The sequence below is a fragment of the Pantoea sp. BJFS-204 genome (assembly GCF_049310725.1).
GTDB classification, from domain to species: Bacteria; Pseudomonadota; Gammaproteobacteria; order Enterobacterales; family Enterobacteriaceae; genus Pantoea; species Pantoea agglomerans.
In genome coordinates this window covers 630107-654894 of record NZ_JBMOWE010000002.1, presented here as the reverse complement: position 1 = coordinate 654894, position 24788 = coordinate 630107, and the positions used below count along the sequence as shown (strand labels likewise).

General features: G+C 54.2%; 24 protein-coding genes. 10 read left to right on the top strand and 14 right to left on the bottom strand.

Annotated features, from left to right (window positions below):
• Window positions 1-66 precede the first annotated feature (66 nt).
• The 4 genes from ribE to pgpA are packed head-to-tail and all read left to right on the top strand — an operon-like array spanning window position 67 to window position 2493.
• Complete coding sequence (ribE, locus tag ACO6VX_RS09890) at window positions 67-537, top strand: 6,7-dimethyl-8-ribityllumazine synthase (RefSeq protein ID WP_010255369.1); 471 nt, start codon at window positions 67-69, stop codon at window positions 535-537.
• 19 nt (window positions 538-556) lie between these two features.
• Window positions 557-976, top strand: coding sequence for a transcription antitermination factor NusB (gene nusB, locus ACO6VX_RS09885; RefSeq protein ID WP_010255372.1), 420 nt, complete (start codon window positions 557-559; stop codon window positions 974-976).
• Between the two features lie 55 nt (window positions 977-1031).
• Window positions 1032-2009, top strand: coding sequence for a thiamine-phosphate kinase (gene thiL / locus ACO6VX_RS09880; RefSeq protein WP_010255374.1), 978 nt, complete (start codon window positions 1032-1034; stop codon window positions 2007-2009).
• Window positions 1999-2493 (top strand): phosphatidylglycerophosphatase A, encoded by a 495-nt coding sequence (pgpA, locus tag ACO6VX_RS09875; RefSeq protein ID WP_031293112.1) that lies wholly within the window; start codon window positions 1999-2001, stop codon window positions 2491-2493. The genes thiL and pgpA overlap by 11 nt, the downstream gene beginning before the upstream one ends.
• A gap of 64 nt (window positions 2494-2557) precedes the next feature.
• Here pgpA and ACO6VX_RS09870 read toward each other — a convergent pair whose 3' ends face one another.
• The 4 genes from ACO6VX_RS09870 to xseB form a co-directional block, all read right to left on the bottom strand.
• A complete protein-coding gene (locus tag ACO6VX_RS09870; protein WP_010255378.1) occupies window positions 2558-3532 on the bottom strand; it encodes an aldo/keto reductase in 975 nt (324 codons plus the stop codon).
• A gap of 82 nt (window positions 3533-3614) precedes the next feature.
• A complete protein-coding gene (gene dxs, locus ACO6VX_RS09865; RefSeq protein ID WP_010255380.1) occupies window positions 3615-5480 on the bottom strand; it encodes a 1-deoxy-D-xylulose-5-phosphate synthase in 1866 nt (621 codons plus the stop codon).
• A 19-nt stretch (window positions 5481-5499) separates the two neighbouring features.
• Window positions 5500-6399 carry a (2E,6E)-farnesyl diphosphate synthase gene (gene ispA / locus ACO6VX_RS09860; RefSeq protein ID WP_010671200.1) on the bottom strand — a complete coding sequence of 300 codons (900 nt, stop codon included), beginning with the start codon at window positions 6397-6399 and terminating at the stop codon, window positions 5500-5502.
• Complete coding sequence (gene xseB, locus ACO6VX_RS09855; RefSeq protein WP_010255382.1) at window positions 6399-6641, bottom strand: exodeoxyribonuclease VII small subunit; 243 nt, start codon at window positions 6639-6641, stop codon at window positions 6399-6401. The genes ispA and xseB overlap by 1 nt, the downstream gene beginning before the upstream one ends.
• Window positions 6642-6876: 235 nt before the next feature.
• Between xseB and thiI the strand changes: the two genes are divergently transcribed.
• A complete protein-coding gene (gene thiI / locus ACO6VX_RS09850; RefSeq protein ID WP_033766637.1) occupies window positions 6877-8325 on the top strand; it encodes a tRNA uracil 4-sulfurtransferase ThiI in 1449 nt (482 codons plus the stop codon).
• Window positions 8326-8404: 79 nt separating this feature from the next.
• On the opposite strand, the gene yajL is transcribed toward thiI, so the two are convergent.
• Complete coding sequence (gene yajL / locus ACO6VX_RS09845) at window positions 8405-9001, bottom strand: protein deglycase YajL (protein ID WP_010671202.1); 597 nt, start codon at window positions 8999-9001, stop codon at window positions 8405-8407.
• Window positions 8955-9875: a 2-dehydropantoate 2-reductase gene (panE, locus tag ACO6VX_RS09840; RefSeq protein ID WP_422458095.1), complete on the bottom strand. Its 921-nt coding sequence runs from the start codon at window positions 9873-9875 to the stop codon at window positions 8955-8957. Before panE ends, yajL begins: the two co-directional genes overlap by 47 nt.
• 135 nt (window positions 9876-10010) lie before the next feature.
• On the opposite strand from panE, the gene ACO6VX_RS09835 reads away from it, so the two are divergent.
• Entirely contained in the window at window positions 10011-10502 is a 492-nt protein-coding gene (locus tag ACO6VX_RS09835) for a YajQ family cyclic di-GMP-binding protein (protein ID WP_003852530.1), read from the top strand.
• Between the two features lie 749 nt (window positions 10503-11251).
• Here the strand turns inward: ACO6VX_RS09835 and ACO6VX_RS09830 are convergent.
• The 8 genes from ACO6VX_RS09830 to ACO6VX_RS09795 all read right to left on the bottom strand — a co-directional run bounded on the left by ACO6VX_RS09830 (window position 11252) and on the right by ACO6VX_RS09795 (window position 20080).
• Entirely contained in the window at window positions 11252-12616 is a 1365-nt protein-coding gene (locus tag ACO6VX_RS09830) for an MFS transporter (protein WP_010255391.1), read from the bottom strand.
• 132 nt (window positions 12617-12748) lie between these two features.
• Window positions 12749-13636, bottom strand: a complete 888-nt coding sequence (cyoE, locus tag ACO6VX_RS09825) for a heme o synthase (RefSeq protein ID WP_010255394.1) — start codon at window positions 13634-13636, stop codon at window positions 12749-12751.
• Window positions 13637-13649: 13 nt separating this feature from the next.
• The gene (locus tag ACO6VX_RS09820) at window positions 13650-13979 is read right to left on the bottom strand and encodes a cytochrome o ubiquinol oxidase subunit IV (RefSeq protein ID WP_008924889.1); all 330 of its coding nucleotides are present in this window, start codon (window positions 13977-13979) and stop codon (window positions 13650-13652) included.
• Window positions 13979-14596 carry a cytochrome o ubiquinol oxidase subunit III gene (locus ACO6VX_RS09815; protein WP_009091720.1) on the bottom strand — a complete coding sequence of 206 codons (618 nt, stop codon included), beginning with the start codon at window positions 14594-14596 and terminating at the stop codon, window positions 13979-13981. The genes ACO6VX_RS09820 and ACO6VX_RS09815 overlap by 1 nt, the downstream gene beginning before the upstream one ends.
• A complete protein-coding gene (gene cyoB, locus ACO6VX_RS09810) occupies window positions 14596-16578 on the bottom strand; it encodes a cytochrome o ubiquinol oxidase subunit I (protein WP_010255400.1) in 1983 nt (660 codons plus the stop codon). The genes ACO6VX_RS09815 and cyoB overlap by 1 nt, the downstream gene beginning before the upstream one ends.
• 4 nt (window positions 16579-16582) lie before the next feature.
• Entirely contained in the window at window positions 16583-17509 is a 927-nt protein-coding gene (gene cyoA, locus ACO6VX_RS09805; RefSeq protein WP_010255402.1) for a cytochrome o ubiquinol oxidase subunit II, read from the bottom strand.
• Window positions 17510-17953: 444 nt separating this feature from the next.
• Window positions 17954-19444: a muropeptide MFS transporter AmpG gene (gene ampG, locus ACO6VX_RS09800; RefSeq protein ID WP_010255404.1), complete on the bottom strand. Its 1491-nt coding sequence runs from the start codon at window positions 19442-19444 to the stop codon at window positions 17954-17956.
• Between the two features lie 57 nt (window positions 19445-19501).
• A complete protein-coding gene (locus ACO6VX_RS09795) occupies window positions 19502-20080 on the bottom strand; it encodes a lipoprotein (protein WP_010255406.1) in 579 nt (192 codons plus the stop codon).
• A 286-nt stretch (window positions 20081-20366) separates the two neighbouring features.
• Between ACO6VX_RS09795 and bolA the strand changes: the two genes are divergently transcribed.
• The 4 genes from bolA to clpX all read left to right on the top strand — a co-directional run bounded on the left by bolA (window position 20367) and on the right by clpX (window position 24645).
• Window positions 20367-20681 (top strand): transcriptional regulator BolA, encoded by a 315-nt coding sequence (bolA, locus tag ACO6VX_RS09790; protein WP_008924895.1) that lies wholly within the window; start codon window positions 20367-20369, stop codon window positions 20679-20681.
• Between the two features lie 293 nt (window positions 20682-20974).
• Window positions 20975-22279 carry a trigger factor gene (tig, locus tag ACO6VX_RS09785; protein ID WP_010255408.1) on the top strand — a complete coding sequence of 435 codons (1305 nt, stop codon included), beginning with the start codon at window positions 20975-20977 and terminating at the stop codon, window positions 22277-22279.
• 336 nt (window positions 22280-22615) lie between these two features.
• Window positions 22616-23239 carry an ATP-dependent Clp endopeptidase proteolytic subunit ClpP gene (clpP, locus tag ACO6VX_RS09780; RefSeq protein WP_010255410.1) on the top strand — a complete coding sequence of 208 codons (624 nt, stop codon included), beginning with the start codon at window positions 22616-22618 and terminating at the stop codon, window positions 23237-23239.
• Window positions 23240-23373: 134 nt separating this feature from the next.
• Complete coding sequence (gene clpX, locus ACO6VX_RS09775) at window positions 23374-24645, top strand: ATP-dependent protease ATP-binding subunit ClpX (protein ID WP_010671205.1); 1272 nt, start codon at window positions 23374-23376, stop codon at window positions 24643-24645.
• The last annotated feature ends 143 nt before the right edge of the window (window positions 24646-24788 follow it).

Genomic DNA, 24788 nt, shown 5'->3' with positions numbered 1-24788 from the left:
CCGCCCAAGAGTATGATAGAATCCGCCCCCCTGCGCGGGGCCAACCAAACCCCTGAAAGGATAAGTATGAAAGTTATCGAAGCTGCTGTTGCAACGCCTGAGGCCAATGTTGCCATCGTTATCGCGCGTTTTAACAACTTCATTAATGACAGCCTGCTGGATGGCGCAGTTGACGCCCTGAAACGTATCGGCCAGGTCAAAGATGACAATATCACCGTAGTCTGGGTGCCTGGTGCATACGAACTGCCTCTGGCAGCACGCGCGCTGGCCAACACCGGCAAATATGATGCGATTATCGCACTCGGTACGGTTATTCGTGGTGGCACTGCGCACTTCGAATATGTGGCGGGTGAAGCCAGCTCCGGTATCGCCAGCGTTGCCATGAACAGCGAGATTCCTGTCGCGTTTGGCGTGCTGACCACTGAAAGCATCGAGCAGGCCATTGAGCGTGCCGGCACCAAAGCGGGTAACAAAGGTGCTGAAGCGGCTCTGACTGCGCTCGAAATGATCAACGTATTGAAAGCCATTAAAGCCTGATTTTTGTAAGGGGAATTTTGTGAAACCTGCTGCTCGTCGTCGCGCCCGTGAGTGCGCTGTTCAGGCGCTTTACTCCTGGCAGTTGTCGAATAACGACATTGCCGATGTGGAATACCAGTTTCTGGCGGAACAGGACGTCAAAGACGTCGACATTACCTACTTCCGCGAACTGCTGTCCGGTGTGGCGACCAACAGTGCGTATCTGGATGGACTGATGAAGCCCTATCTGTCGCGTCAGCTCGAAGAGCTGGGCCAGGTAGAAAAAGCTATCCTGCGCATCTCGCTGTATGAGCTGAGCAAACGTAATGATGTGCCTTATAAAGTGGCCATCAACGAAGGGATTGAGCTGGCGAAAGTCTTCGGTGCCGAAGACAGTCATAAATTTGTTAACGGCGTGCTTGATAAAGCCGGTCCACAAATTCGACCCAATCGCAAATAAACAAAAAGGCCGGCTTGCCGGCCTTTTTTCATGAAGGGTTAAGCGGAACGCAATTATGTCTTGTGGTGAATTTGAACTCATCGCACGCTACTTCAACCGCAGAACACGCAGCCGCCGTGATGTCGAACTCGGCATCGGTGACGATTGTGCGTTACTTAGCGTGCCGGAAAAACAGACGCTGGCGATCAGCACCGATACCCTGGTCGCGGGTGTGCACTTCTTACGGGATATCCATCCTGCCGATCTGGGTTACAAAGCCCTGGCTGTGAATCTCAGCGACCTTGCTGCCATGGGCGCCGACCCTGCGTGGCTGACGCTGGCCTTAACGCTGCCGCAGGTCGATGAGAGCTGGCTCTCTGCCTTCAGCGAAAGCCTGTTTGAACTGCTGGAATATTACGACATGCAGCTGGTCGGCGGCGACACCACCCGTGGCCCGCTGAGCCTGACGCTGGCGATTCACGGTCTGGTGCCGCAGGGCCGCGCCCTGAAACGTTCAGGCGCGAAGCCGGGTGACTGGATTTACGTGACCGGAACGCTGGGTGACAGCGCCGCGGGCCTGGCGCTGCTGCAGCATCACTGCCGTATCAGCGATCCGGCGGTGCATGAAGCGCTGATTAAACGTCATCTGCGTCCTATGCCGCGCATTCTGCAGGGCCAGGCGCTGCGTTCGCTGGCCTCCTCAGCGGTGGATCTTTCCGACGGCCTGATTTCCGATCTCGGCCACGTGCTGAAAGCCAGCGGCTGTGGCGCACGGCTTAATCTGGATGCGTTGCCCCTTTCGGCTGCGCTGCGCGACCATTTCGACCCTGAGCAGGTCCTGCGCTGGGCGCTGAGTGGCGGAGAAGATTACGAACTCTGCTTTACGGTGCCCGAGGTCAATCGCGGCGCGCTCGATGTGGCGCTGGGTCACCTGGGCGTGCCCTATACCTGCATCGGACAGATGGCGCCGGAGTCGGAAGGCTTAACGCTGCTGGATAATGGCAAGCCCGCCACATTCCGTCATAAAGGGTTTGATCACTTTGATGCTAAATAACGACGTGGCGAAGAGTCGCCTGCGGATGAGCAATCCCTGGCATCTGCTGGCGACCGGTTTCGGCAGCGGATTAAGCCCGGTCGTGCCTGGCACCATGGGATCGCTGGCGGCCATTCCGTTCTGGTGGCTGATGACCTATCTGCCGCAGGATCTCTATTCGCTGGTGGTGCTGGTCGGTATCTGCGTTGGCGTCTATCTCTGCCATCGCACCGCTAAAGATATGGGCGTACACGATCACGGCAGTATTGTCTGGGATGAGTTTATCGGCATGTGGATCACGCTGATGGCGATTCCGGTCAACAGCTGGCAATGGGTACTGGGTGGCTTTGTGCTGTTCCGTATTCTTGATATGTGGAAGCCGTGGCCGATTCGCTGGTTTGACCGCAATGTGCATGGCGGCATGGGCATTATGGTGGATGACATTATTGCTGGCGTGATTTCCGCTGCCATGCTGTATGGCTTTGGGGTCTGGCTGGCAGGTTAACTGCCAGGGCTCTTCACACCGCGACAGAAGGTGACGCCCGGGCAGGGCGTCTCCTTCTCTGATTTTATTCGAATCCTACCGGCTGATGCGGCTGATAGACCTCTTCCAGCAGTGCAACTTCCTCGTCACTCAGCGTGACATCCACCGCCTTCACCAGATCCTCAAACTGCTCAGCACGCGACGCACCAATAATCGGTGCCGTGACGGCAGGCTTGCTCAGCAGCCAGGCCAGAGCCACCTGCGCCCGCGTTACACCTTTATCTTCCGCCACCTGCGCCAGCCGCTCTGCAATCACAGCATCATTCTCTTCGGTATTGTCATAGAGCGACGCCATCACTTTGTCAGAGGCGGAACGCGCGGTATTTTCCCCCCACGGGCGGGTCAGCTTACCGCGTGCCAGCGGACTCCACGGCAGCACGGCAATCTGCTCTTGCAGGCAGAGCGGATGCATTTCACGCTCCTCTTCGCGCTGAATCAGGTTGTACTGATCCTGCATGCTGACAAAGCGATGCCAGCCCTGTTCCGACTGCATCTGCAACGCCTGAGCAAACTGACTGGCGTGCATCGACGAGGCACCGATATAACGTGCTTTGCCAGACTGCACGACTTCATGCAGCGCTTCCAGTGTCTCTTCCAGCGGCGTCTCATAATCCCAGCGGTGAATCTGCAGCAGGTCGACATACTCCATGCCGAGACGCTGCAGGCTGTCATCAATGGATTGCAGAATATTCTTGCGCGACAATCCCTGTGACAGATTGGTCAGCGGGAAATAGACTTTGGTGGCGACCACGATCTCTTCACGGCGGGCAAAGTCTTTCAGCGCCCGGCCCAGGATCTCTTCGCTGCTGCCATCTGAATAGCTGTTGGCGGTATCGAAAAAGTTGATCCCCGCGTTCAGCGCCTGCTGGATCAGCGGACGGCTGCTCGCTTCCGGCAGCGTCCAGGCATGGTTGCCGCGCGTGGGTTCGCCATAAGTCATGCAGCCAAGACAGAGACGCGACACCTGTAGATCGGTGGTACCCAGTTGAATCGTTTTCATGGTGGAGGCTCCTGCGAAAGTGCAAAGGTCTTAGCATAGCAGGATGTTGCGCTCCCCGAGGGGGGAGCGCAGAGAGGGGAGGTTACTGCGCCAGCCAGTGGGCGATCTGCTGCTGAATGCCCTCCGCGTCCAGCAGATAGTCATGACGCACTTCATCCTGCGTCCCCTGCGGGATGAACTCATCAGGCAGACCGATGTTCAGCACCGGAACAGCCAGACGTTTCGCCATGACAAACTCATTGACGCCACTGCCGGCACCGCCTTTGATGGCGCCTTCTTCCAGCGTAATCAGCGAGTCGTGCGTGGCGGCGAGCTCGGCGATCAGCGCCTCATCCAGCGGCTTCACAAAGCGCATATCGACCAGAGTCGCATTCAGCGCTTCCGCCGTGGCGGCCGCTTCCGGCAACAGGGTGCCGAAGTTCAGAATCGCCAGCTTTTCACCCTGACGTTTCACCACGGCTTTACCCAGCGGCAGGCTCTGCAGCGGTGCCAGTGGCGTGCCGACACCGGTGCCGCGCGGATAGCGCACTGCACTTGGACCATCCTGATAGTGATAGCCGGTGTAGAGCATCTGCCGACACTCATTTTCATCGCTGGGGGTCATGATCACCATATCCGGCACGCAGCGCAGATAGGCGAGATCAAACGCGCCCTGGTGAGTCTGACCATCCGCGCCAACAATACCACCGCGATCGATAGCAAACAGGACCGGCAGTTTCTGGATGGCGACGTCATGGATCAGCTGATCGTAGGCGCGCTGCAGGAAGGTGGAGTAGATAGCAACAATCGGTTTATAGCCGCCAATCGCCATACCGGCAGCGAAGGTCACGGCGTGCTGCTCGGCAATCGCCACATCGAAATATTGTTTCGGAAATTCGCGTGAGAAGGCCACCATGCCGGAGCCTTCGCGCATTGCTGGCGTAATCGCCATCAGTTTCGGATCGTCGGCGGCCATTTCACACAGCCAGTTACCGAAGATTTTAGAGTAGCTCGGCAGGCCTTCTGCGCTTTTTGGCAGTTCGCCAATCGCAGGATCAAATTTAGGCACGGCGTGCCAGGCAATCGGATCTTCCTCTGCCGGGGCGTAGCCTTTTCCTTTCTTCGTCATGATATGCAGGAACTGCGGCCCTTTCAGGCTGCGCATGTTGCTCAGCGTATTGACCAGCGTCAGCACATCGTGCCCATCTACCGGGCCGATATAATTAAAGCCCAGCTCTTCGAACAGCGTGCCCGGCACGACCATGCCTTTGAGATGCTCTTCGGTGCGCCTTACCAGCTCTTTGATCGGTGGCAGGCTGGTCAGCACACGCTTGCTGCCTTCGCGCAGTCGCGCATAGGTTTTACCCGACAGGATCTGCGCCAGACGGTTATTCAGCGCGCCGACGTTTTCGGAGATCGACATCTCGTTGTCGTTGAGGATCACCAGCATGTCCGGCTTGATATCACCGGCATGGTTCATCGCTTCAAACGCCATGCCAGCGGTGATGGCGCCATCGCCAATAATACAGGCGGTGCGACGACCCTGACCTTCACGTTCTGCCGCCGCGGCCATGCCGAGACCGGCACTGATGGAGGTTGACGAGTGTCCGACGCTCAATACGTCATATTCACTTTCGCCGCGCCATGGAAACGGGTGTACGCCATTTTTCTGACGAATCGTACCGATGCGATCGCGGCGACCGGTCAGAATTTTATGGGGATAAGCCTGATGACCCACATCCCATACCAGATGGTCGAAGGGGGTGTTATAGACATAATGCAGCGCAACCGTCAGTTCGACCACGCCCAGACCCGACGCAAAATGGCCGCTGGAGCGGCTTACACTGTCTAACAGATACTGACGCAGTTCATCACAGAGCGCAGGCAACTTCTCTTTCGGCAGGGCGCGCAGCTCCTGAACCGTGTTTGCCAGCGCCAGTGTCGGGTATTTAGCAATATCAAAACTCATCAGAGACTCATTATGGAAGTTATTTGTCGCGTTCAATTATGAAGCTCGCCAGCGCCTGCAGTGCTGTAGTGTTATAAGAGTGCGCAGCGAGCATTTCTAACGTATCAAGTGCTTCCTGATACAAATCCCGCGCTTTAGCTTGGGCATTTTCAAGGCCTAACAGTGAAGGATAGGTGCTTTTTCCCAGATGCTGATCGGCACCCTGGCGTTTTCCGATCACCGCTGTGTCACCGATCACATCCAGAATGTCGTCCTGCACCTGAAACGCGAGACCAATGGCCTCTGCATAGCGGTCGAGCAGCGGCAGGGCTTCCCGGCCAGCATCGCCCGCCGTTAAGGCGCCTAACCGTACCGCTGAACGGATCAGCGCGCCGGTTTTATGACGATGGATCTGCTCCAGCTGGTCCAGATCCACAGATTTACCTTCCGCCGCTAAGTCAAGCGCCTGTCCGCCACACATGCCGGCCACGCCGCTGGCTTTCGCCAGTTCAGAGAGCATCATCAGACGATATTCAGCGCTGACACCGGGCATCGCCTGGTCGGCCAGAATTGAAAAGGCCAGCGTCTGCAGGGCGTCGCCCGCCAGAATCGCGGTATCTTCGCCATATTTAATGTGACAGGTTGGCTGCCCGCGACGCAGTGCATCATCGTCCATTGCGGGGAGATCGTCATGAATCAGAGAGTACGCATGAATGCATTCAACCGCGGCGGCGGGGGCATCCAGACTCGCCGGGTCGGCGTGGAGCATTTCGCCGGTAGCGTAGACCAGAAATGGACGCAGGCGTTTACCGCCTAATAATGCCCCATACTGCATGGCATTCACCAGAGGAGAACTCTGAAAAGGAAGTGGCTCTATAAAACGCGTCAGCGCGGCATTAACCTGCTGCTGATACGCGTCGAGTAATCGGGCGAAATCCATTAGCTGTTTTCCGGCGTGAAAGCAGTGAGGTCGGCATCTTTATCATCGTTCAGCAGAATACGGACCCGCTGTTCAGCCTGCTGCAGCGTCTGCTGGCCAGTCCGCGCCAGCTGCACGCCGCGCTCAAATTCGTTCAGGGCTTCTTCCAGCGGCAGTTCACCACTTTCCAGACGGCTGACAATCTGCTCCAGCTGCTGCAATGACGTTTCAAAGCTGGCTGGCTGTTCGGCTTTTTTCGGCATATTTCGTGTCGACTCACGGTTGGGACATTATCTCGCAATCGGTCATGGTAGCTGAGACCCTATGATTAGCAAAATAATCAATGCGGCGGCTGATGAAGAAGCAGTCACCTGACAAAGGTGATATACTCCCGCGCCTCGGATGCGGTTGCGCCTTGCAGCCCGCAATTTTGTGATTTTACCAGCTAAGTGCTGCCTGTTTTAGCACTTATTTGCCCAACGAAGCTGTGTCGCCGCCATGAAGTTTATCATCAAGTTATTTCCTGAAATCACCATCAAGAGTCCGTCGGTGCGTTTGCGCTTTATCAAGATTCTTGCCAGCAATATCCGCAACGTCCTGAAAACCGTTAGCGACGAAATCGCCGTTGTGCGTCACTGGGATCACATTGAAGTGCGTTCGAAAAATCCGGTGCTGCGGGACATTATTCCCGATGAGCTGACGCGCATTCCGGGGATTCATCACGTTTTAGCGGTTGAAGATCGTGAGTACACCGATATTCATCACATCTTTGAACAGACTTTAGTGCAGTATCGCGACAGCCTTGAAGGGAAGAGCTTCTGCGTGCGTGTTAAGCGTCGTGGTAAGCATAGCTTCAGTTCACAGGATGTGGAGCGCTATGTTGGCGGCGGTCTGAATCAGCATATTGAAAGCGCCCGCGTGCAGCTTAAAAACCCGGACGTGACGGTGAATCTTGAAGTTGAAGAGAATCGTCTGACGCTGGTGACTGCGCGCTATGAAGGTCTGGGCGGTTTCCCGATCGGCACGCAGGAAGATGTGCTGTCGCTGATTTCCGGTGGCTTTGACTCCGGCGTCTCCAGCTATATGCTGCTGCGTCGCGGCAGTCGCGTACATTACTGCTTCTTTAATCTTGGCGGTGCCGCCCATGAGATTGGCGTCCGTCAGGTTGCGCACTATCTGTGGAATCGTTTTGGTCGTTCACACCGCGTGCGGTTCGTGGCGATCAATTTTGAGCCGGTAGTGGGTGAGATCCTCGAAAAAGTGGATGACGGCCAGATGGGCGTGGTGCTGAAGCGCATGATGGTGCGTGCCGCCTCGACGATTGCTGAGCGCTACGGCGTGCAGGCGCTGGTTACCGGTGAAGCGGTGGGTCAGGTGTCGAGCCAGACGCTGACCAATCTGCGCCTGATTGATAACGCCTCTGATACGCTGATTCTGCGTCCGCTGATCTCTCATGACAAAGAGCACATCATCAGGATTGCCCGTGAGATTGGCACCGAAGATTTCGCCAGCACCATGCCGGAATATTGCGGTGTCATCTCAAAAAGCCCGACCGTGAAAGCGGTGAAAGAGAAGATCGAGGCTGAAGAGCAGAATTTCGACTTCACGATTCTGGATCGGGTCATTGAAGAGGCGACCAACGTCGATATCCGTACCATCGCTGAGCAGACAGAAGAGGAGGTGGTTGAAGTTGAGACCGTCGCCATGCTGAGTGAGAACGACGTGGTGCTGGATATCCGCTCTATTGATGAGCAGGAAGAGAAGCCTCTGGCACTGAAAGCTACGGAAGTGAAATCGCTGCCGTTCTACAAACTCAGTACGCAGTTTGGCGATCTCGATCAGAACCGGACCTGGTTGCTCTACTGCGATCGTGGTGTGATGAGCCGTCTGCAGGCACTCTATCTGCATGAGCAGGGCTTTAAAAACGTGAAAGTCTACCGCCCGTAGTGACGCCTCAGAGCCAGTCAGCGCCTGTTCAGGTCTGACTGGCTGCATTGCCTTAAACAGATTGATCAACTCAGCGTGTTCACGCCTGATAGTCATAAATGCCGGGAGCCAGCACCAGCTGTGCGGCCACCTCGCGCGCCATCTCTTTTCCCACCAGCAGATCGATCAGTTTCAGCGCAAAATCCATTGCCGTGCCAGGCCCCTGGCTGGTCAGCAGATTGACGCGGGGATCCCAGACCACACGCCGCTCCATCCACTTGTCTGACGGAATGGTCTCTTTTAAGCCGGGAAAGCCGGTCATGTTACCGACCGGGAAGAGATCGTGGGGGATGAGTACCGTGCCTGCTGCTGCGCAGATAGCGGCGACGATCCTTTCATTGAGGTGAAACTGGCGTACCGTTTCGACTAACAGCGGACTGTCACGGAAGGTTTCGGCGCCTTTCAGGCCGCCGGGCAGGACGATGGCGGCGAAATCATTGTCGGCGACTTCAACCAGCGTCACGTCAGCCAGCAGACGAACACCGCGTGAGCAGACGATCTCCCGGTTGCCGTCGCTTTCGACGCTGGCGGTGACAACGTTCAGCCCGGCCCGTACCAGCAGGTCGATAGTGGTGACAGCTTCGGTTTCTTCACTGCCATGTGCCAGGCAAACCAGCACTGATGCGTTCGCGGTCATAATGGGACTCCTTGCGTTTTACAATGTCATACAGACGGGTATTCTCCGTCAGCACCAGGCCGTGCGTCCGGGCGCGGCGCAGCAGAAAACCGCTGATATAGTCGATTTCGGTGAGACGCTGGGCGCGTATGTCCTGCAGCATCGAAGAGGTGTTGGCCGCGGTGCTTTCAATCACGTCGAATATGATGTCCTGCAGGCTTTCGCTGGCAACGTTCTGACCTTCGCGCTCCATAACCCAACTGATCTCTTCGCACAGTTGCGCGATCTGCTCCGTATAAGCGCGCAGGGCACCGTTCTGGCACTCATACTCCACGCTTAGCGGATTGATGATGCAGTTCACTGCCAGCTTGCGCCAGCAGGCCGCCCGGATGTTGTCATGCCAGGCGACGTCAGGCAGGGCATGATGCAGGATATCGGCGAGATCGCTGTAAGCGGCGCTTTTGCGGTTACCGGGGCCGATGTGGGTGATGCCACTGGCGATGTGTTTAATAACGGTGCCATCGCGCATCGCCGCATGGGTGGTGACGCCGCGCAGCAGCGGCTGAGTCAGTCCTTTCAGCTCTTCCAGCGTCCCCATGCCGTTGTGCAGCAGGAGCACCGGGCAGTTTTCTGGCAGCACGCTTTCCAGGTTTTTCACCGCGGGCGAGACCTGCGGGGCTTTGAGCGTGACCAGCAGCAGCTGGCTTTCTGCCAGAAACAGCGGATCGTTGGCGATAAACGTGCGGTTCGAAATGTTACCCTGTGGATCAATCACATTGGCTGAACAGTAGGGCTGCGGCACCCGCAACCATCCCTGCACCTCATGTCCCTGGCGGGCAAGGGTTGTCATCCAGATCTGACCCAGAGCGCCGCAACCTAACACGGTAATTTTCATGCTGCCTCCCGCTGGCGGGCTATCCATCTATTATTTACTGTCACACTTTCATTATAGCGTTGTGTGCAGCCTGATTTTATTTAGCACCTTAAGACGCGTATTATGCATGTCACTTTAGCGTCAGGAGAAGAAGAGATGCCATCTTTCGATATCGTTTCAGAAGTCGATCTGCAGGAAATTCGCAATGCGGTGGAAAATGCCAACCGTGAAGTGTCTACCCGCTTCGATTTCCGCAACGTGAGCGCCGAGTTTGAGCTCAACGAAAAGAATGAAACCATCAAAATCACCAGCGAGTCCGATTTTCAGGTTAAGCAGCTGGTGGATATTTTGCGTGAGAAGTTACTGAAGCGCGGTATTGAAGGCGGTGCTTTAGAGGTGCCGGAAGAGATTGAGCACAGCGGCAAAAGCTGGGCGGTCGATGCCAAACTGAAAAAAGGCATTGAAAGCGACGTGGCGAAGAAGCTGGTGAAGCTGATCAAAGACAGCAAGCTGAAAGTGCAGACCCAGATTCAGGGTGAAGCATTGCGTGTAACCGGCAAAGCGCGTGATGATTTGCAGGGTGCGATGGCAATCGTGCGCGGCAGCAATCTGGGGCAGCCCTTCCAGTTTAAAAACTTCCGCGATTAAGCGGGGGCCGGCTGAATTTCAGCATGAATGCAGTGATAAAAACCCGGCTAAGGCCGGGTTTTTTGTTGTTGAGTTTGGGTGGGCTTCTGTCGCTTTAAACAAGTCGAAATTCTGGAGAGAGTTGGGAGCTGTAGGGCGTCTGTGCGATCGCGCGCTTGCTCAGGGAGCCTGTGCCTTTCGCAAAGACGCAAAAGCGCCATCCATGGCGGCTCAGCGCGGGCGATTACGCACCTCATCCCTGAGGTGCGCCCGTAGCCGGGCCAACGCGTTGCGTTGTTCAAAAACGCTCCCGGCGTTTTTGTCTCTGGTCCGCGATGCTTTGCTACAGGCACAGGCCCCCATCACCTTGGATTTATGAGTCGTCTGTAAGAAGGCTTGTGCCGGGTTTGGCGCGGTTGAGCCTATGCTGGCCCCCTTGCTTTGAGTTTATAAGCTGTCTGAAACCAGGATTGAGTTGGATTTGAGTCTGTTAACAGATTCAAATCCTGGGGGAACTTAGCAGCAACTCAAAAGCTCAGGGGCGCAGGGAACACGGTCAGAGGAGGAAAGCGTCCCGCGCCAGGACGGCGCGGGCCGAGCATGCCATGGATGGCGGCTTTTGCGACTTTCCGATCTGACCGTGTTCCCTGAGCCAGCTCGATCTCACAGCGAAATGGGCTAACGGTTATCTGAGCGAGCAAGCCGGTTTCCTCTACACGCAAGATCCCACGGCTAACCGGCCAGATTTAACCAGCACAACCCATTTTAAACTAACAACTACCCAGCAGAGCTTCCAGCTCAGGGCGGCTGGTAACCTTGCTATCAATTTTGATATAGGCGCTTTTCTCTTCGGGCACGATAAACACAGAGTTAACGCCCGGCTGCGCTTTCAGGCGCTGCTCCAGATTCGGCACGGCCAGTGCGGCATCACTCAGCACGATGCGCAGGCTGCTGACATAAGGCGGTTCCTGCATTGTCATGCTGACAAACAGCCAGGCTGCGGCCACCATCGCGCCAACCAGGAATACGGTCTGCGCATCGAAATGACCAAATACCCAGCCACCCATGCTGCCGCCAACGGCCACGCCCAGGAACTGGCTGGTGGAGTAGATCCCCATCGCCGTGCCTTTGTAGCCTGCGGGCGACTCTTTACTGATCAGCGAAGGCAGAATCGCTTCCATCAGGTTGAAGGCGAAGAAGAAGAGCTGAACACCCACCACCAGCGTCCAGAAATGTCCTTCCGCGCCCCACAATACGATCTCGGCAATGACAATCATCCCGACGCAGCCGACAAAGACACGCTTCATGCGGCGCTTCACTTCGGCATAAATGATGAAGGGGACTACGCCAGCAAAAGCGATCAGCATGGTGGAGAGATAGACTTTCCAGTGTTCGGGAGCCGGGAAGCCTGCCTGTTCAAACTGCCCCGGCAACGCGACAAAGCTCGACATCAGCAGGACGTGCAGGCAGAAAATACCGATATTGAGCTTCACCAGACGTGGGTTAGCCAGCACTTTGCGGAAGCTGCCTTTAACCATGCCTGATTCACGGTTCAGAACATGATGGGAGGCCGATGGCACCACCAGCAGAGTGATCACGATACCCAGCGACGCCAGAATCGCAATCATCCAGAACAGCGCATGCAGGCCCAGTGCGTGAGTAACAATCGGGCCGACCACCATGGCGATCGCGAAGGTAACGCCAAAACTGATGCCGATAAACGCCATCGCTTTGGTGCGGTTCTGCTCACGGGTTAAATCGGATAACAGCGCCATCACGGCAGCGGCAATCGCGCCTGAGCCCTGAAGTGCACGGCCCAGAATAATGCCCCAGATGGAGTCGGTGCAGGCAGCAATAATACTGCCCAGGACAAACAGCAACAGTCCGCCAACGATCAGCGGCTTACGCCCGATGCGATCGGAGAGCAGACCAAAAGGAATCTGAAATATCGCCTGGGCAAGGCCATAAATGCCGATTGCCAGGCCAATTAAGGTTTCACTCGCGCCCTGTAATGCCATGCCATAAGTGGTCAGTACCGGCAGGACCATAAACATTCCCAGCATGCGCAGGGAAAAGACCGTACCGAGGCCCCATGTGGCGCGCAGCTCCACCGGAGTCATTTTATTATCGTTCATTCCAACCTCTGTTAATGTGCTGCATTTATTCTAGGGGGCGGGGCAGGGCGGGTAAAACAATAGTTTTTAAGCAGTGGTAACAAAAAGAAAGGGCGCGAAAATCGCGCCCTTTTCATGCTGTATCGGTGCCGGTTACCAGACGTAAGTCAGCAGGTCCTTCGAGGCCGGAGCCATCGAATCCACCGACATCATCACGCTCAGTGCGGTGATGGTCACGATAGAGAAGACAAACAGTTTACGCGCCCAGACACGGTCATCAGCGGTTTTATAACCCGATAACGCCATGCCCAGCCACCAGACGCTGACCGCAGCAGCCACCACCAGATATTTGTAGCCCGCGTAGCCTCCCAGCGTCAGCATCAGCGTGGCAATCATAAACGCCAGGATATAGAGCGTAATATGATTTTTAGCCACGGAAATGCCTTTCACCACCGGCAGAACCGGGATGTTCGCTGCCTGGTAATCTTTAAAGCGGAAGATGGCAATCGCGTACGAATGCGGCATCTGCCACAGGCTAAAGATCGCCAGCAGGATGAGTGCGCCAGCATCAAACTGGTTAGAGACCGCGCAGTAGCCGATAACCGGCGGCGCAGCACCCGACAGACTGCCAATCAGCGTACCGTAAACGGAATTACGCTTCATGTAGAGACTGTAGATGCCCACGTACACCACGAAGCCCATCACCGCCAGCCACATGGCCAGCGGATTAGCACCGAAGTAGAGCAACGCAAAGCCAGCAATACCCAGCACAGTGGCATAAACCAGGCTTACTTTCGCGGAGATGAGGCCTTTTACCAGCACCCGATTCCTGGTTCTCTCCATCTTGATGTCAATGTCGCGGTCGATCACGTTGTTAAACACACAACCCGATGCAACCACCAGTGACACGCCCACCAGGGTGATGAGAAACAGGGCGTAATCCGTGTTGCCTTTGGAAGCCAACAGAAATCCGCCGATCACAGAAATTAAATTCCCGAAAATAATTCCTGGTTTTGTAACTTGCAGGTATTGCTTAAACATTACGCGTGACTCTTTAGTGAGGCATCATGTTGTAGTTGAGGTTCCACATGATCCACAGTGAGCCTACTACGACAATCAGGATGATGATGGCCGAGAAGACAATGGCTACCATGTTCCAGCCACCCTCAGATTTGCTGTCTAAGTGCAGGAAGTAGACCAGGTGAACCAGCACCTGAATCACTGCACATACCAGAACAACACCAAGGATAGTACCGTGAGATGCACTGCCATCCATTACCATCCAGAACGGGATCGCCGTCAGGATGATAGAGAGGATGAAGCCGATCATGTAGGACTTCACGCTACCGTGTGAAGCGCCATGTTCGTTAACAGAATGACTCATTACATGGCTCCCATCAGGTAAACAACGGTGAAGACGCAAATCCAGACCACGTCCAGGAAGTGCCAGAACAGGCTCAGACACATGATACGGGTGCGGTTAGTCGCGTTCAGGCCACGTTTGGAAATCTGGAACATCAGAACCAGCATCCAGATCAGACCTGAGGTCACGTGCAGACCGTGGGTACCGACCAGCGTAAAGAAGCCAGACAGGAAGCCACTGCGATCCGGACCAAAGCCTTCAGCAATCAGGTGATGGAATTCATAGATTTCCATCCCGATGAAGCCCAGACCGAACAGGAAGGTCAGCGCCAGCCAGCCGATAACGGCACCTTTTTGCTCCTTGTTCATGGAGATAACAGCCATGCCGTAAGTGATCGAACTCAACAGCAGCAGGGCGGTTTCTACCAGAACAAACGGCAGCTCAAAGATATCTTTACCTGCCGGGCCACCGGCAGTGTTGTTGACCATGACAGCATAGGTCGCAAACAGGGTTGCGAAGATAATGCAGTCACTCATCAGGTAGATCCAGAAGCCAAAGACTTTATTGGCTCCTGCATCGTGATGCCCATGCTCCGCATGGGCGTCGTGGTGATGTTTAATCAGAGTTTCAGTTGACATTATTTCAGACCTGCTTTGCTGATTTCGTCAAAGTGCTGGTTCTCAATCTTCTGAACTTCGGCAACCGGAACGTAGTAATCCACGTCTTCGTCGAAGCTCTTCACGATCCAGGAAACGATCATGCCGAGGAATGAAACACCCGCCAGCCACCAGATATGCCAGATCAGCGCGAAACCCATTACCGTTGCAAATGCGCAGATGATAATTGCGGCACCGCTGTTTTTCGGCATATGAATCTCTTCATAAGATTCCGGCTGTTTGTACGCTTCGCCTTTCTCTTTCATTTCCCAGAAAGCGTCACGCTCATGCACATGCGGGATGACAGCAAAGTTATAGAACGGTGGTGGTGAAGAGGTTGCCCACTCCAGCGTACGACCGCCCCATGGGTCACCCGTCACATCACGGTTCTGATCGCGGTCACGTACCGAGACGTAGAACATGGTCAGCTGACACAGAATACCCAGCGCAATCAGACCGGCACCGCCCGCAGCTACCACCAGTAAGGTGTGGAACTGTGGATCGATATCCTGGCTCAGACGACGTGTCATACCCATGAAGCCCAGTGCGTACAGCGGCATAAAGGCAACGAAGAAGCCAATGATCCAGAACCAGAATGCGCGCTTGCCCCAGGTTTCGTTCAGGGTGAAGCCAAATGCTTTCGGGAACCAGTAGGTCACGCCCGCCATACAACCGAACACCACACCACCGATGATAACGTTATGGAAGTGTGCAATCAGGAACAGGCTGTTGTGCAGAATAAAGTCAGCACCCGGAACGGCCAGCAGTACGCCGGTCATACCCCCTACAGAGAAGGTTACCAGGAAGCCAACGGTCCACAGCATGGCAGAGTGCATCTGAATGCGGCCCTGATACATGGTGAACAGCCAGTTAAAGATTTTAACCCCGGTCGGAATCGCGATGATCATCGTCATGATACCGAAGAAGGCGTTAACGTTGGCACCTGCACCCATGGTGAAGAAGTGGTGCAACCAGACGATAAACGACAGCACGGTAATGGCGATGGTCGCCCACACCAGTGAGGTATAACCAAACAGACGTTTTTTGGAGAAGGTCGCGGTAATTTCTGCGAACACACCAAACACCGGCAGTACCAGGATATACACTTCCGGATGGCCCCAGACCCAGATCAGGTTGACGTACATCATCATGTTCCCGCCCATTTCATTGGTGAAGAAATGGAAGCCGAGATAACGATCAAGGGTCAACAGCGCCAGGGTCACGGTCAGAACCGGGAACGCAGCGATGATCAGGACGTTGGTGCACAGCGCGGTCCAGGTAAATACCGGCATTTTGAACAGGCTCATGCCCGGTGCACGCATCTTCAGGATGGTCACGAAGAAGTTAATACCGGTTAAGGTCGTACCAATACCTGAAAGCTGAAGGCTCCAGATCCAGTAATCGACCCCGACCCCGGGACTGTACTCCGCGCCGGAAAGCGGCGGATAAGCCAGCCAGCCGGTCTGTGCGAACTCGCCCACACCCAGAGACAGGTTAACCAGGATCACACCGACCGCAGTAAACCAGAAGCTCAGGTTGTTCAGGAACGGGAACGCAACGTCACGTGCACCAATCTGCAACGGAACCGCGATGTTCATCAGGCCAACCACGAACGGCATCGCCACGAAGAAGATCATAATCACGCCATGCGCGGTAAAGATCTGGTCGTAGTGGTGCGGTGGCAGAATGCCCGCTTCACCGGCCGAAGCCATAACCTGCTGGGTACGCATCATAATGGCATCAGCGAAACCACGAATCAGCATGACGAACGCCATGATGATGTACATGATACCCAGGCGTTTGTGGTCGACTGACGTCAGCCATTCAGACCACAGATATTTCCACTTACCAAAATAGGTGAGCGCAGCAACCAGCGCTGCACCACCTATCAGGATAGCGGCAACCGTAACCATGATAATCGGCTCATGGTACGGCACTGCATCAAGTGTTAATTTTCCGAACATCGTATTATTCCTCGGCTCCCGCGGAAGCGGCGTGACTCATGTCCATACCTTCATGTTTTGGCATGTCCATTTTCCCGTGGCTCATCTTGAACTTGTCGATGACTTGCATGAACAGTTTCGGATCAGCTGAAGAGAAATATTCCACCGGGTGATTTTCGCTTGGCACAGCCACTTTCTCGAAATCATCCATGGTGTTCAGCGTGTTAGGGGCTGCTTTAACTTTAGCCACCCACTGCTGGAATTCCGCATCGTCTTTGGTTGCAATGGCTTTAAACTTCATGCCAGAGAAACCACGACCACTGAAGTTCGCAGAGATACCGTCGAAAATTCCCGGCTCATTTGCAATCAGATGCAGCTTGGTCTGCATACCAGCCATCGCATAAATCTGGCTGCCGAGCGTTGGGATGAAGAAAGAGTTCATGACGGAGTTAGACGTGATTTTGAAGTTCACCGGAGTATTTGCCGGGAAGGCAATCTGGTTCACGGTCGCAATACCCTGTTCCGGGTAAATGAACAACCATTTCCAGTCCAGTGCAACCACATCGATCTCAACCGGTTTCACATCAGATTGCAGCGGTTTGCTGGGCTCCAGTGCGTGGGTTGATTTCCAGGTCAGCACGCTGAGGAAGAGAATGATCAGGATCGGAATGGTCCAGACCACGGCTTCCACTTTGTTAGAGTGTGACCAGTTAGGGCTGTACTTCGCATTCGTGTTGGACGCCCGATATTTCCAGGCAAACACCACGGCCATCAGGACTGCGGGGATGACGACGATCAACATCAGGCCAAAGGCAGTCAGTATCAGCGAACGTTGCTCCAGTGCAATCTGTCCTTTGGGATTTAACAATGCACTATCGCAGCCACTCATTAATAAAGTGCCTGCAATTAATGACAAAATCCCCAAACTTTTATTGTATTTACTGAGTCTCATTTAACGACCTCAATGACAAAGGGCTCTATTGTCGTTTAAGTGTGCGCGCATTTTACGGGAAGGTTTATGCAGTGTAAACCAGCTTAAGGATGTGTCAGATACGTGTTGACACCTTTTGCTAAGGGTGTCACAGATGTTGCGCCAGGTGACAAATAATTAACGCAGACAAGCAGTTGGCATCAATATAACAAAAACCAATGGAAGTAACCGTAAAAAAATCAGGGAAAGGAATAACCCTTACTTTTAACTCCCAAATATTTAACAAGTCTGCATCATTTGCGCGATGAAATTTAACTAAAGTAATTGCTCACCGGTTTTTAGTATTTCCGCTACGCCTCCTCAGGTCATATTGTTATTTTTAAAAAATAACACGCGATGATAAATGGCGGCGACTTATCGGCGTGTCATAAAATAAGCCGCAGCCCGTAAACCTATCGATTTCACTTAAGCATCTGATGCAGGCAACGCAGGGGTTCTCTTCAGCGCCCGATAGTCCAGCAACACTCCCGAAAGCACCGCCAGCAGGGAGAGTGTCATACCCAGCTCAAACAGGCGGGTAAGCAGCGGTGTCAGCGCCGTCACGCCCAACGCATTCAGTGCCAGAGCCACCAGCCAGAGTGCCAGCACGCCGCATCCGGCTGCAAACAGACGATTAGTCCAGCGATAGCCATGAGGATAGTAGCTACGTGTCAGAAAATTGCCACTTTGCTCGACCTGATTCAATGTTTGTCGGCAAAAAGCCAGCAGCACCAGGCCCGGCAGACCCGCCATCACCGTGAAAGCATAAAAGGTCGGCCAGCCCCAGAGTTCCACCAGCCACCCCGCCGCCGGGCCAACATAGACCCGACCCACCGCTGAGAGCGCCGACAACAGTGCGAACTGGGTAGCGGAGAACGACTTATTGCACAGCGTCATTAACAGCGCCACAAAGGCCGCGGTGCCCATGCCGCCACAGAGATTTTCAACAAAGACCGCGCTGGCCATGCTCCACAACTGTTTATCGGTCACCGCCAGCAGCCAGTAACCAAAGTTCGAGACAGCCTGCAGCAGACCGAAAATCATTAGCGCCCGGAACAGGCTCAGACGCTGCATCAGTACGCCGCCATAGAGCGCGCCGATAATGGTCGCCAGCAGACCCAGCGTCTTGTTGACCAGACCGACGTCACCGGCGTTGAAGCCCACGCCGCGAATCAAAAAAGTGGTGGTCAGCGAGGCGGCAAACGCATCGCCCAGCTTGTAAAGAATAATCAGGGTAATCAGCAGCCAGGCGTTGTTGCGCTGAAAGAAATCTTTTAGTGGATCGACCACCGCCTGACGCAGTGAATGGGGTGTGGAGATACGGGTATCTGGCTCGCTCGCCACCAGCGTGGCGATAATGCCGGGCACCATCATCAGCGCCATCAGCCAGTAGGTTGCCTGCCAGCCGAGGTAGCGGTCAGCCAGCCACAACGCCAGCCCGCCGGAAATCAGCATTGCCAGTCGATACCCCAGCACGGTAATCGCCGCACCGCTGCCACGCTCTTCAGGCGGCAGGATGTCCGTTTTCCATGCGTCAAAAACGATGTCCTGTGAGGCGGAGCAGAAGGCAATCAGCACGGCCAACGCGGCCATCAGGGTAAGATCGCGTCCCGGTTGCAGAAATCCCATCGCGATTATCCCGCCAACCAGCGCCAGCTGACTGACCAGTAACCAGCCGCGACGCCGGCCCAGAAACGGCGGCGTATAGCGGTCCATCATCGGTGACCAGAGAAACTTAAAGACATAGGCCTGGCCGACCAGCGAAAAGAAGCCGATGGTTTTCAGGTCGACATTTTCCACCGTCATCCACGCCTGCAACGTGCCCGATGTCAGGGCCAGCGGCAGTCCGGAAGCAAAACCAAGAAGCAGCAATACGGCGGCGTTTTTCTGGCTGAAGAGGCGAAGATAGTGGTTCATGCGGATCCTGCAGATAACAAAAAGCCCTGCGCAAGGCAGGGCAGAGGAGAGACTGAATTAACGGGCGTTCTGCTTGATGAAGTCGTTGACGCTGGTGTCCTGAGCCATATCCGCGATCACATCGCTCATAGTGGCGTTCACCGCGTTGGTAATCTTCTGGTTATTGGCGTTGAACGCGCCTTCTACGCTGTAAGTCTGGCGGTAGTTTTTAACCTGTTTGTTGCCGTTTTTCGCTGTTGCGATAATAGAGATGTCCGCTTTGGTGGTGATGCTGTAGCGCACATTGCCCTGAGTGACGTCGGCATAGAGGTTGTTCACCACAATCTGCAGATCGACCGCGCCATTAGGACCAATCATATAGCCGCGTGCTGTCATCTGCTTCTCCAGCACTTCCTGCAGCAGGAAGCGCAGGTCACGCGATGACGTTAAGGTCACTAACTGACCATCACGGTTTACTTTTGCCAGCGCCTGATCTTTACGCTGGTCGGCACCGTTGATGCTGACAGTCACGCCCATCAGGCCTGGGTCCTGCTGCGGTAACTGAATTTTAGGCTGGATAGTCAGGGTATTATTGCTGGTTGCACAGCCGGCTAAAATGAACGCAGCCAACAGTGGGAATAACAGTTTTTTCAACATACTTTTTCTCGTTGGTGTCAGGGGGTTGGTTTGCAAAAACTGCGGTCATCATAGCATTGCCCGGCAGTGAAAAAAGCCCTGTTGCCGGGGAAATTGTGTCTGAAACCGTTTTAAGCCCCTTCTCTGACAGGCCGGTTTGCTGTTCGTTTCAGCTGCGTTATTATGCGTGCCGGAAGCGGCCTGACATAAAATGCAATATTTAGCGTCGGCTGACGGGTAAGCGCACTAAAAGCGACTAAGATTGAATGAGATGGGGCACTGCGCTCGCCATTGAGGAGTAATAGCCATGATCCGCGAACAAATAGAAGAAAAGCTGCGTGTGGCGTTTCAGCCAGCTCATCTGGAAGTGCACGACGAAAGTTACCGGCACAACGTTCCTGCCGGATCGGAAAGTCACTTCAAAGTGGTCATCGTGAGCGACTGCTTTGCAGGCCAGCGCTTTCTGGCGCGTCATCGCCTGATTTATGGCGAACTGGCCGCTGAGTTAGCGGGCAGCGTACATGCCTTAGCCCTGCATACTTATACCCTGAAAGAGTGGGAAGGATTGCAGGATACCGTACTGGCTTCGCCTAACTGTCGTGGTGCCGGAACACTCGCCTGATCTCCCTTCTCTGAAACGGCCTGCGGGCCGTTTTTTCTGTTATTTAGCGAAAAACGCGATCCCTGGCTCAAAAAAGCAGCAAACCTGCTGAAAAGTGGTGAGTTAGCATCCTCGACTCATTCCAGCGATGCCGCTATAATGCTGCGTCTATTTTTCCGGAATGTCTTCGGGACGCTTCTGGTAACAGGGATCAGGTTCTCTTCACGGAAGCCGTCCCGGTTGTTGGATACGGCGCATTTCACTATGTGTGGTGTCTGAAGTTGACCGAGCACGTGATTTTTTGAGGTAACAAGATGCAAGTTTCTGTAGAAACCACTCAGGGCCTGGGCCGTCGCATTACGATAACTGTCGCTGCTGACAGCATCGAAAGCGCTGTAAAAAAAGAACTGGTTGACGTTGCCAGGAAAGTTCGCATCGATGGTTTCCGTAAAGGCAAAGTGCCGATGAACATCGTGGCACAGCGTTACGGCGCTTCTGTCCGTCAGGACGTGCTGGGCGAGCTGATGACGCGCAACTTTGTTGACGCCATCATCAAAGAAAAAATTAATCCGGCTGGCGCACCGAACTACGTGCCAGGCGAATACAAAGAAGGTCAGGATTTCACCTACGCGGTTGAATTCGAAGTCTATCCGGAAGTTGAGCTGAAAGGCCTGGAAAACATCGAAGTCGAAAAACCTGTCGTTGAAGTAACTGATGCTGACGTTGATACCATGCTGGACACTCTGCGCAAGCAGCAGGCCAACTGGATCGAAAGCGACGCTGCAGCAGGTCCGGAAGATCGTGCCACTATCGATTTCAACGGTTCTGTGGACGGTGAAGAGTTCGAAGGCGGCAAAGCCTCTGATTTCGTTCTGGCCATGGGCCAGGGCCGCATGATCCCAGGCTTTGAAGAAGGCGTTGTGGGTCACAAAGCGGGCGAAACTTTCACTATCGACGTGAAATTCCCGGACGACTACCACGCAGAAAACCTGAAAGGGAAAGATGCGAAGTTCGAGATCGTGCTGAAGAAAGTTGAAACGCGCGAACTGCCAGAGCTGACTGAAGAGTTCATCAAACGTTTCGGCGTTGAAGATGGTTCAGTTGCCGGTCTGCGTACTGAAGTGCGTAAGAACATGGATCGCGAGCTGAAAGGCGCTATCCGTAATCGCATCAAAACTCAGGCAATCGACGGTCTGGTTGAAGCGAACGAAATCGACGTGCCAGCTGCGCTGGTTGACAGCGAAATCGACGTTCTGCGTCGTCAGGCTGCACAGCGTTTCGGTGGCAACGAACAGCAGGCGCTGGAACTGCCACGCGAACTGTTCGAAGAGCAGGCTAAACGCCGTGTTGTTGTCGGTCTGCTGCTGGGCGAAGTGATTCGTACCCACGAGCTGAAAGCTGACGAAGCGCGCGTAAGCACCATGATCGAAGAGATGGCTTCTGCGTATGAAGATCCGCAGGAAGTGATCGAGTTCTACAGCAAGAATAACGAGCTGATGAACAATATGCGCAACGTTGCGCTGGAAGAGCAAGCGGTTGAAGCGGTCCTGGCGAAAGCTAAAGTGACCGAGAAAGAGACCAACTTCCAGGATCTGATGAATCAGACCGCTCAGGCCTGATCACGCATTTAACCGTCTGTGCTAAGCCCGTGACTGAAAAGTCGCGGGCTTTTTTGTGTTTTGCGTCCGGATAGCCACTCTTCGCCGCTATTTGTTTAATAAACAGGCGAATTATTCACGCATCGCTTTTTCCGGGTTAGCGAACAGGGAAAAGATTGTTATGCTTGAAACATGCGTGCAGCATCCCCAGATACAGGGAGTATGCAGAAATAAGAGTGAGGCTGGCTGATTAACCGTCCTGAAGGTGTCGGAAAAAGGCGCGGCGTGGAGTTTCCCGCGCGTCTTACGTAGAATCGGTACAGAATGTTGCCAATGAAATTTATCCAGGAGACGGTAATGTCATACAGTGGCGATCGTGAATATACAGCACCGCACAATGCGCTGGTGCCAATGGTGGTTGAACAAACTTCGCGTGGTGAGCGTTCTTACGACATCTACTCCCGTCTGCTTAAAGAGCGCGTCATTTTTCTGACTGGCCAGGTCGAAGACCACATGGCTAATCTGATTGTGGCGCAGATGCTGTTTCTGGAAGCTGAAAACCCGGAAAAAGATATCTATCTCTACATTAACTCGCCAGGCGGTGTCATCACGGCCGGTATGTCGATCTACGACACCATGAAATTTATCAAACCGGATGTCAGCACTATCTGTATGGGTCAGGCCTGTTCTATGGGCGCTTTCCTGCTGACGGCGGGGACCAAAGGCAAACGTTTCTGTCTGCCAAACTCACGTGTGATGATCCACCAGCCGCTGGGCGGTTATCAGGGTCAGGCGTCAGACATCGAGATCCACGCGCGCGAAATCCTTAAAGTTAAGCAGCGTATGAATGAGCTGATGGCTGAGCACACCGGTAAAACGCTGGAAGAAATTGAGCGTGACACCGAGCGTGACCGTTTCCTCTCTGCAAATGAAGCGGTAGAGTATGGATTAGTCGATTCAATTCTGACGCATCGCCAATAAGACCCGACTTACCGTTGTCCCTGGTCTATAGTTAACAGGACAACGGTACTATTATGGGTTGAATGAATTTCGGCCGTCTCTGCACGGCCTGAGCCGTACGCGGGTATGGCCTGAGAACAAGAAGAGGTTAACTGATGACAGATAAGCGCAAAGACGGTTCAGGAAAGTTGCTGTACTGCTCTTTTTGCGGCAAAAGCCAGCATGAAGTGCGAAAGCTGATTGCCGGGCCGTCAGTGTATATCTGCGATGAGTGTGTTGACCTGTGCAACGACATCATTCGCGAAGAGATTAAAGAAGTTGCCCCGCATCGTGAACGTAGTGCGTTGCCAACCCCACATGAAATTCGCCATCACCTCGATGATTATGTCATCGGTCAGGAAAGAGCGAAGAAAGTGCTGGCGGTTGCGGTTTACAACCACTACAAGCGTCTGCGCAACGGCGATACCAGCAATGGTATCGAGCTGGGCAAAAGCAACATTCTGCTGATTGGCCCGACCGGTAGTGGTAAAACGCTGCTGGCAGAAACGCTGGCACGCTTGCTGGATGTGCCGTTCACCATGGCTGATGCCACCACGCTGACTGAAGCCGGTTACGTGGGTGAAGATGTTGAAAACATCATCCAGAAACTGCTGCAGAAATGCGACTACGACGTACAGAAAGCACAGCGCGGCATCGTTTACATCGATGAAATCGACAAAATCTCACGTAAGTCTGATAACCCGTCGATTACTCGTGACGTGTCAGGCGAAGGCGTACAGCAGGCACTGCTTAAACTGATTGAAGGCACCGTGGCTGCCGTTCCCCCGCAGGGTGGACGTAAGCATCCGCAGCAGGAATTTTTGCAGGTTGATACCTCTAAAATTCTGTTTATCTGCGGCGGCGCATTTGCCGGCCTGGACAAAGTGATCGCCCAGCGTGTTGAAACCGGATCCGGTATCGGCTTCGGCGCGACCGTGAAAGGGAAATCGCAGAAAGCCAGCGAAGGCGAACTGCTTGCGCAGTGTGAACCAGAAGATTTGATCAAATTTGGTCTGATCCCTGAGTTCATCGGTCGTCTGCCTGTTGTTGCGACCCTGAGCGAGCTGAGCGAAGAAGCGCTGATTCAGATTCTGCGTGAGCCTAAGAACGCCCTGACCAAACAGTACCAGGCGCTGTTTAACCTGGAAGGCGTTGAGCTGGAGTTCCGTGACGAGGCGTTAACCGCCATTGCTAAGAAAGCGATGTCACGTAAAACCGGTGCACGTGGTCTGCGTTCAATTGTAGAAGGCGCGTTACTGGAAACGATGTATGACCTGCCTTCCATGGACGACGTGGAAAAAGTAGTGATTGATGAATCAGTTATTGAAGGTCAGTCTGAGCCCATGTTGATCTACGGTAAGCATGAAGCCCAGGCATCTGGCGAATAATTAAACAGATCGTCCATCCTGTAGTAATAAAAAAGGGGAAAATGTTTCCCCTTTTGCTTTTCTCGCCTCTGTGACGTTGAATGTCGGACAATCATCCCCATATACTCAGATACCTGTGGGTTTAACTGCATACCTGCCTGATG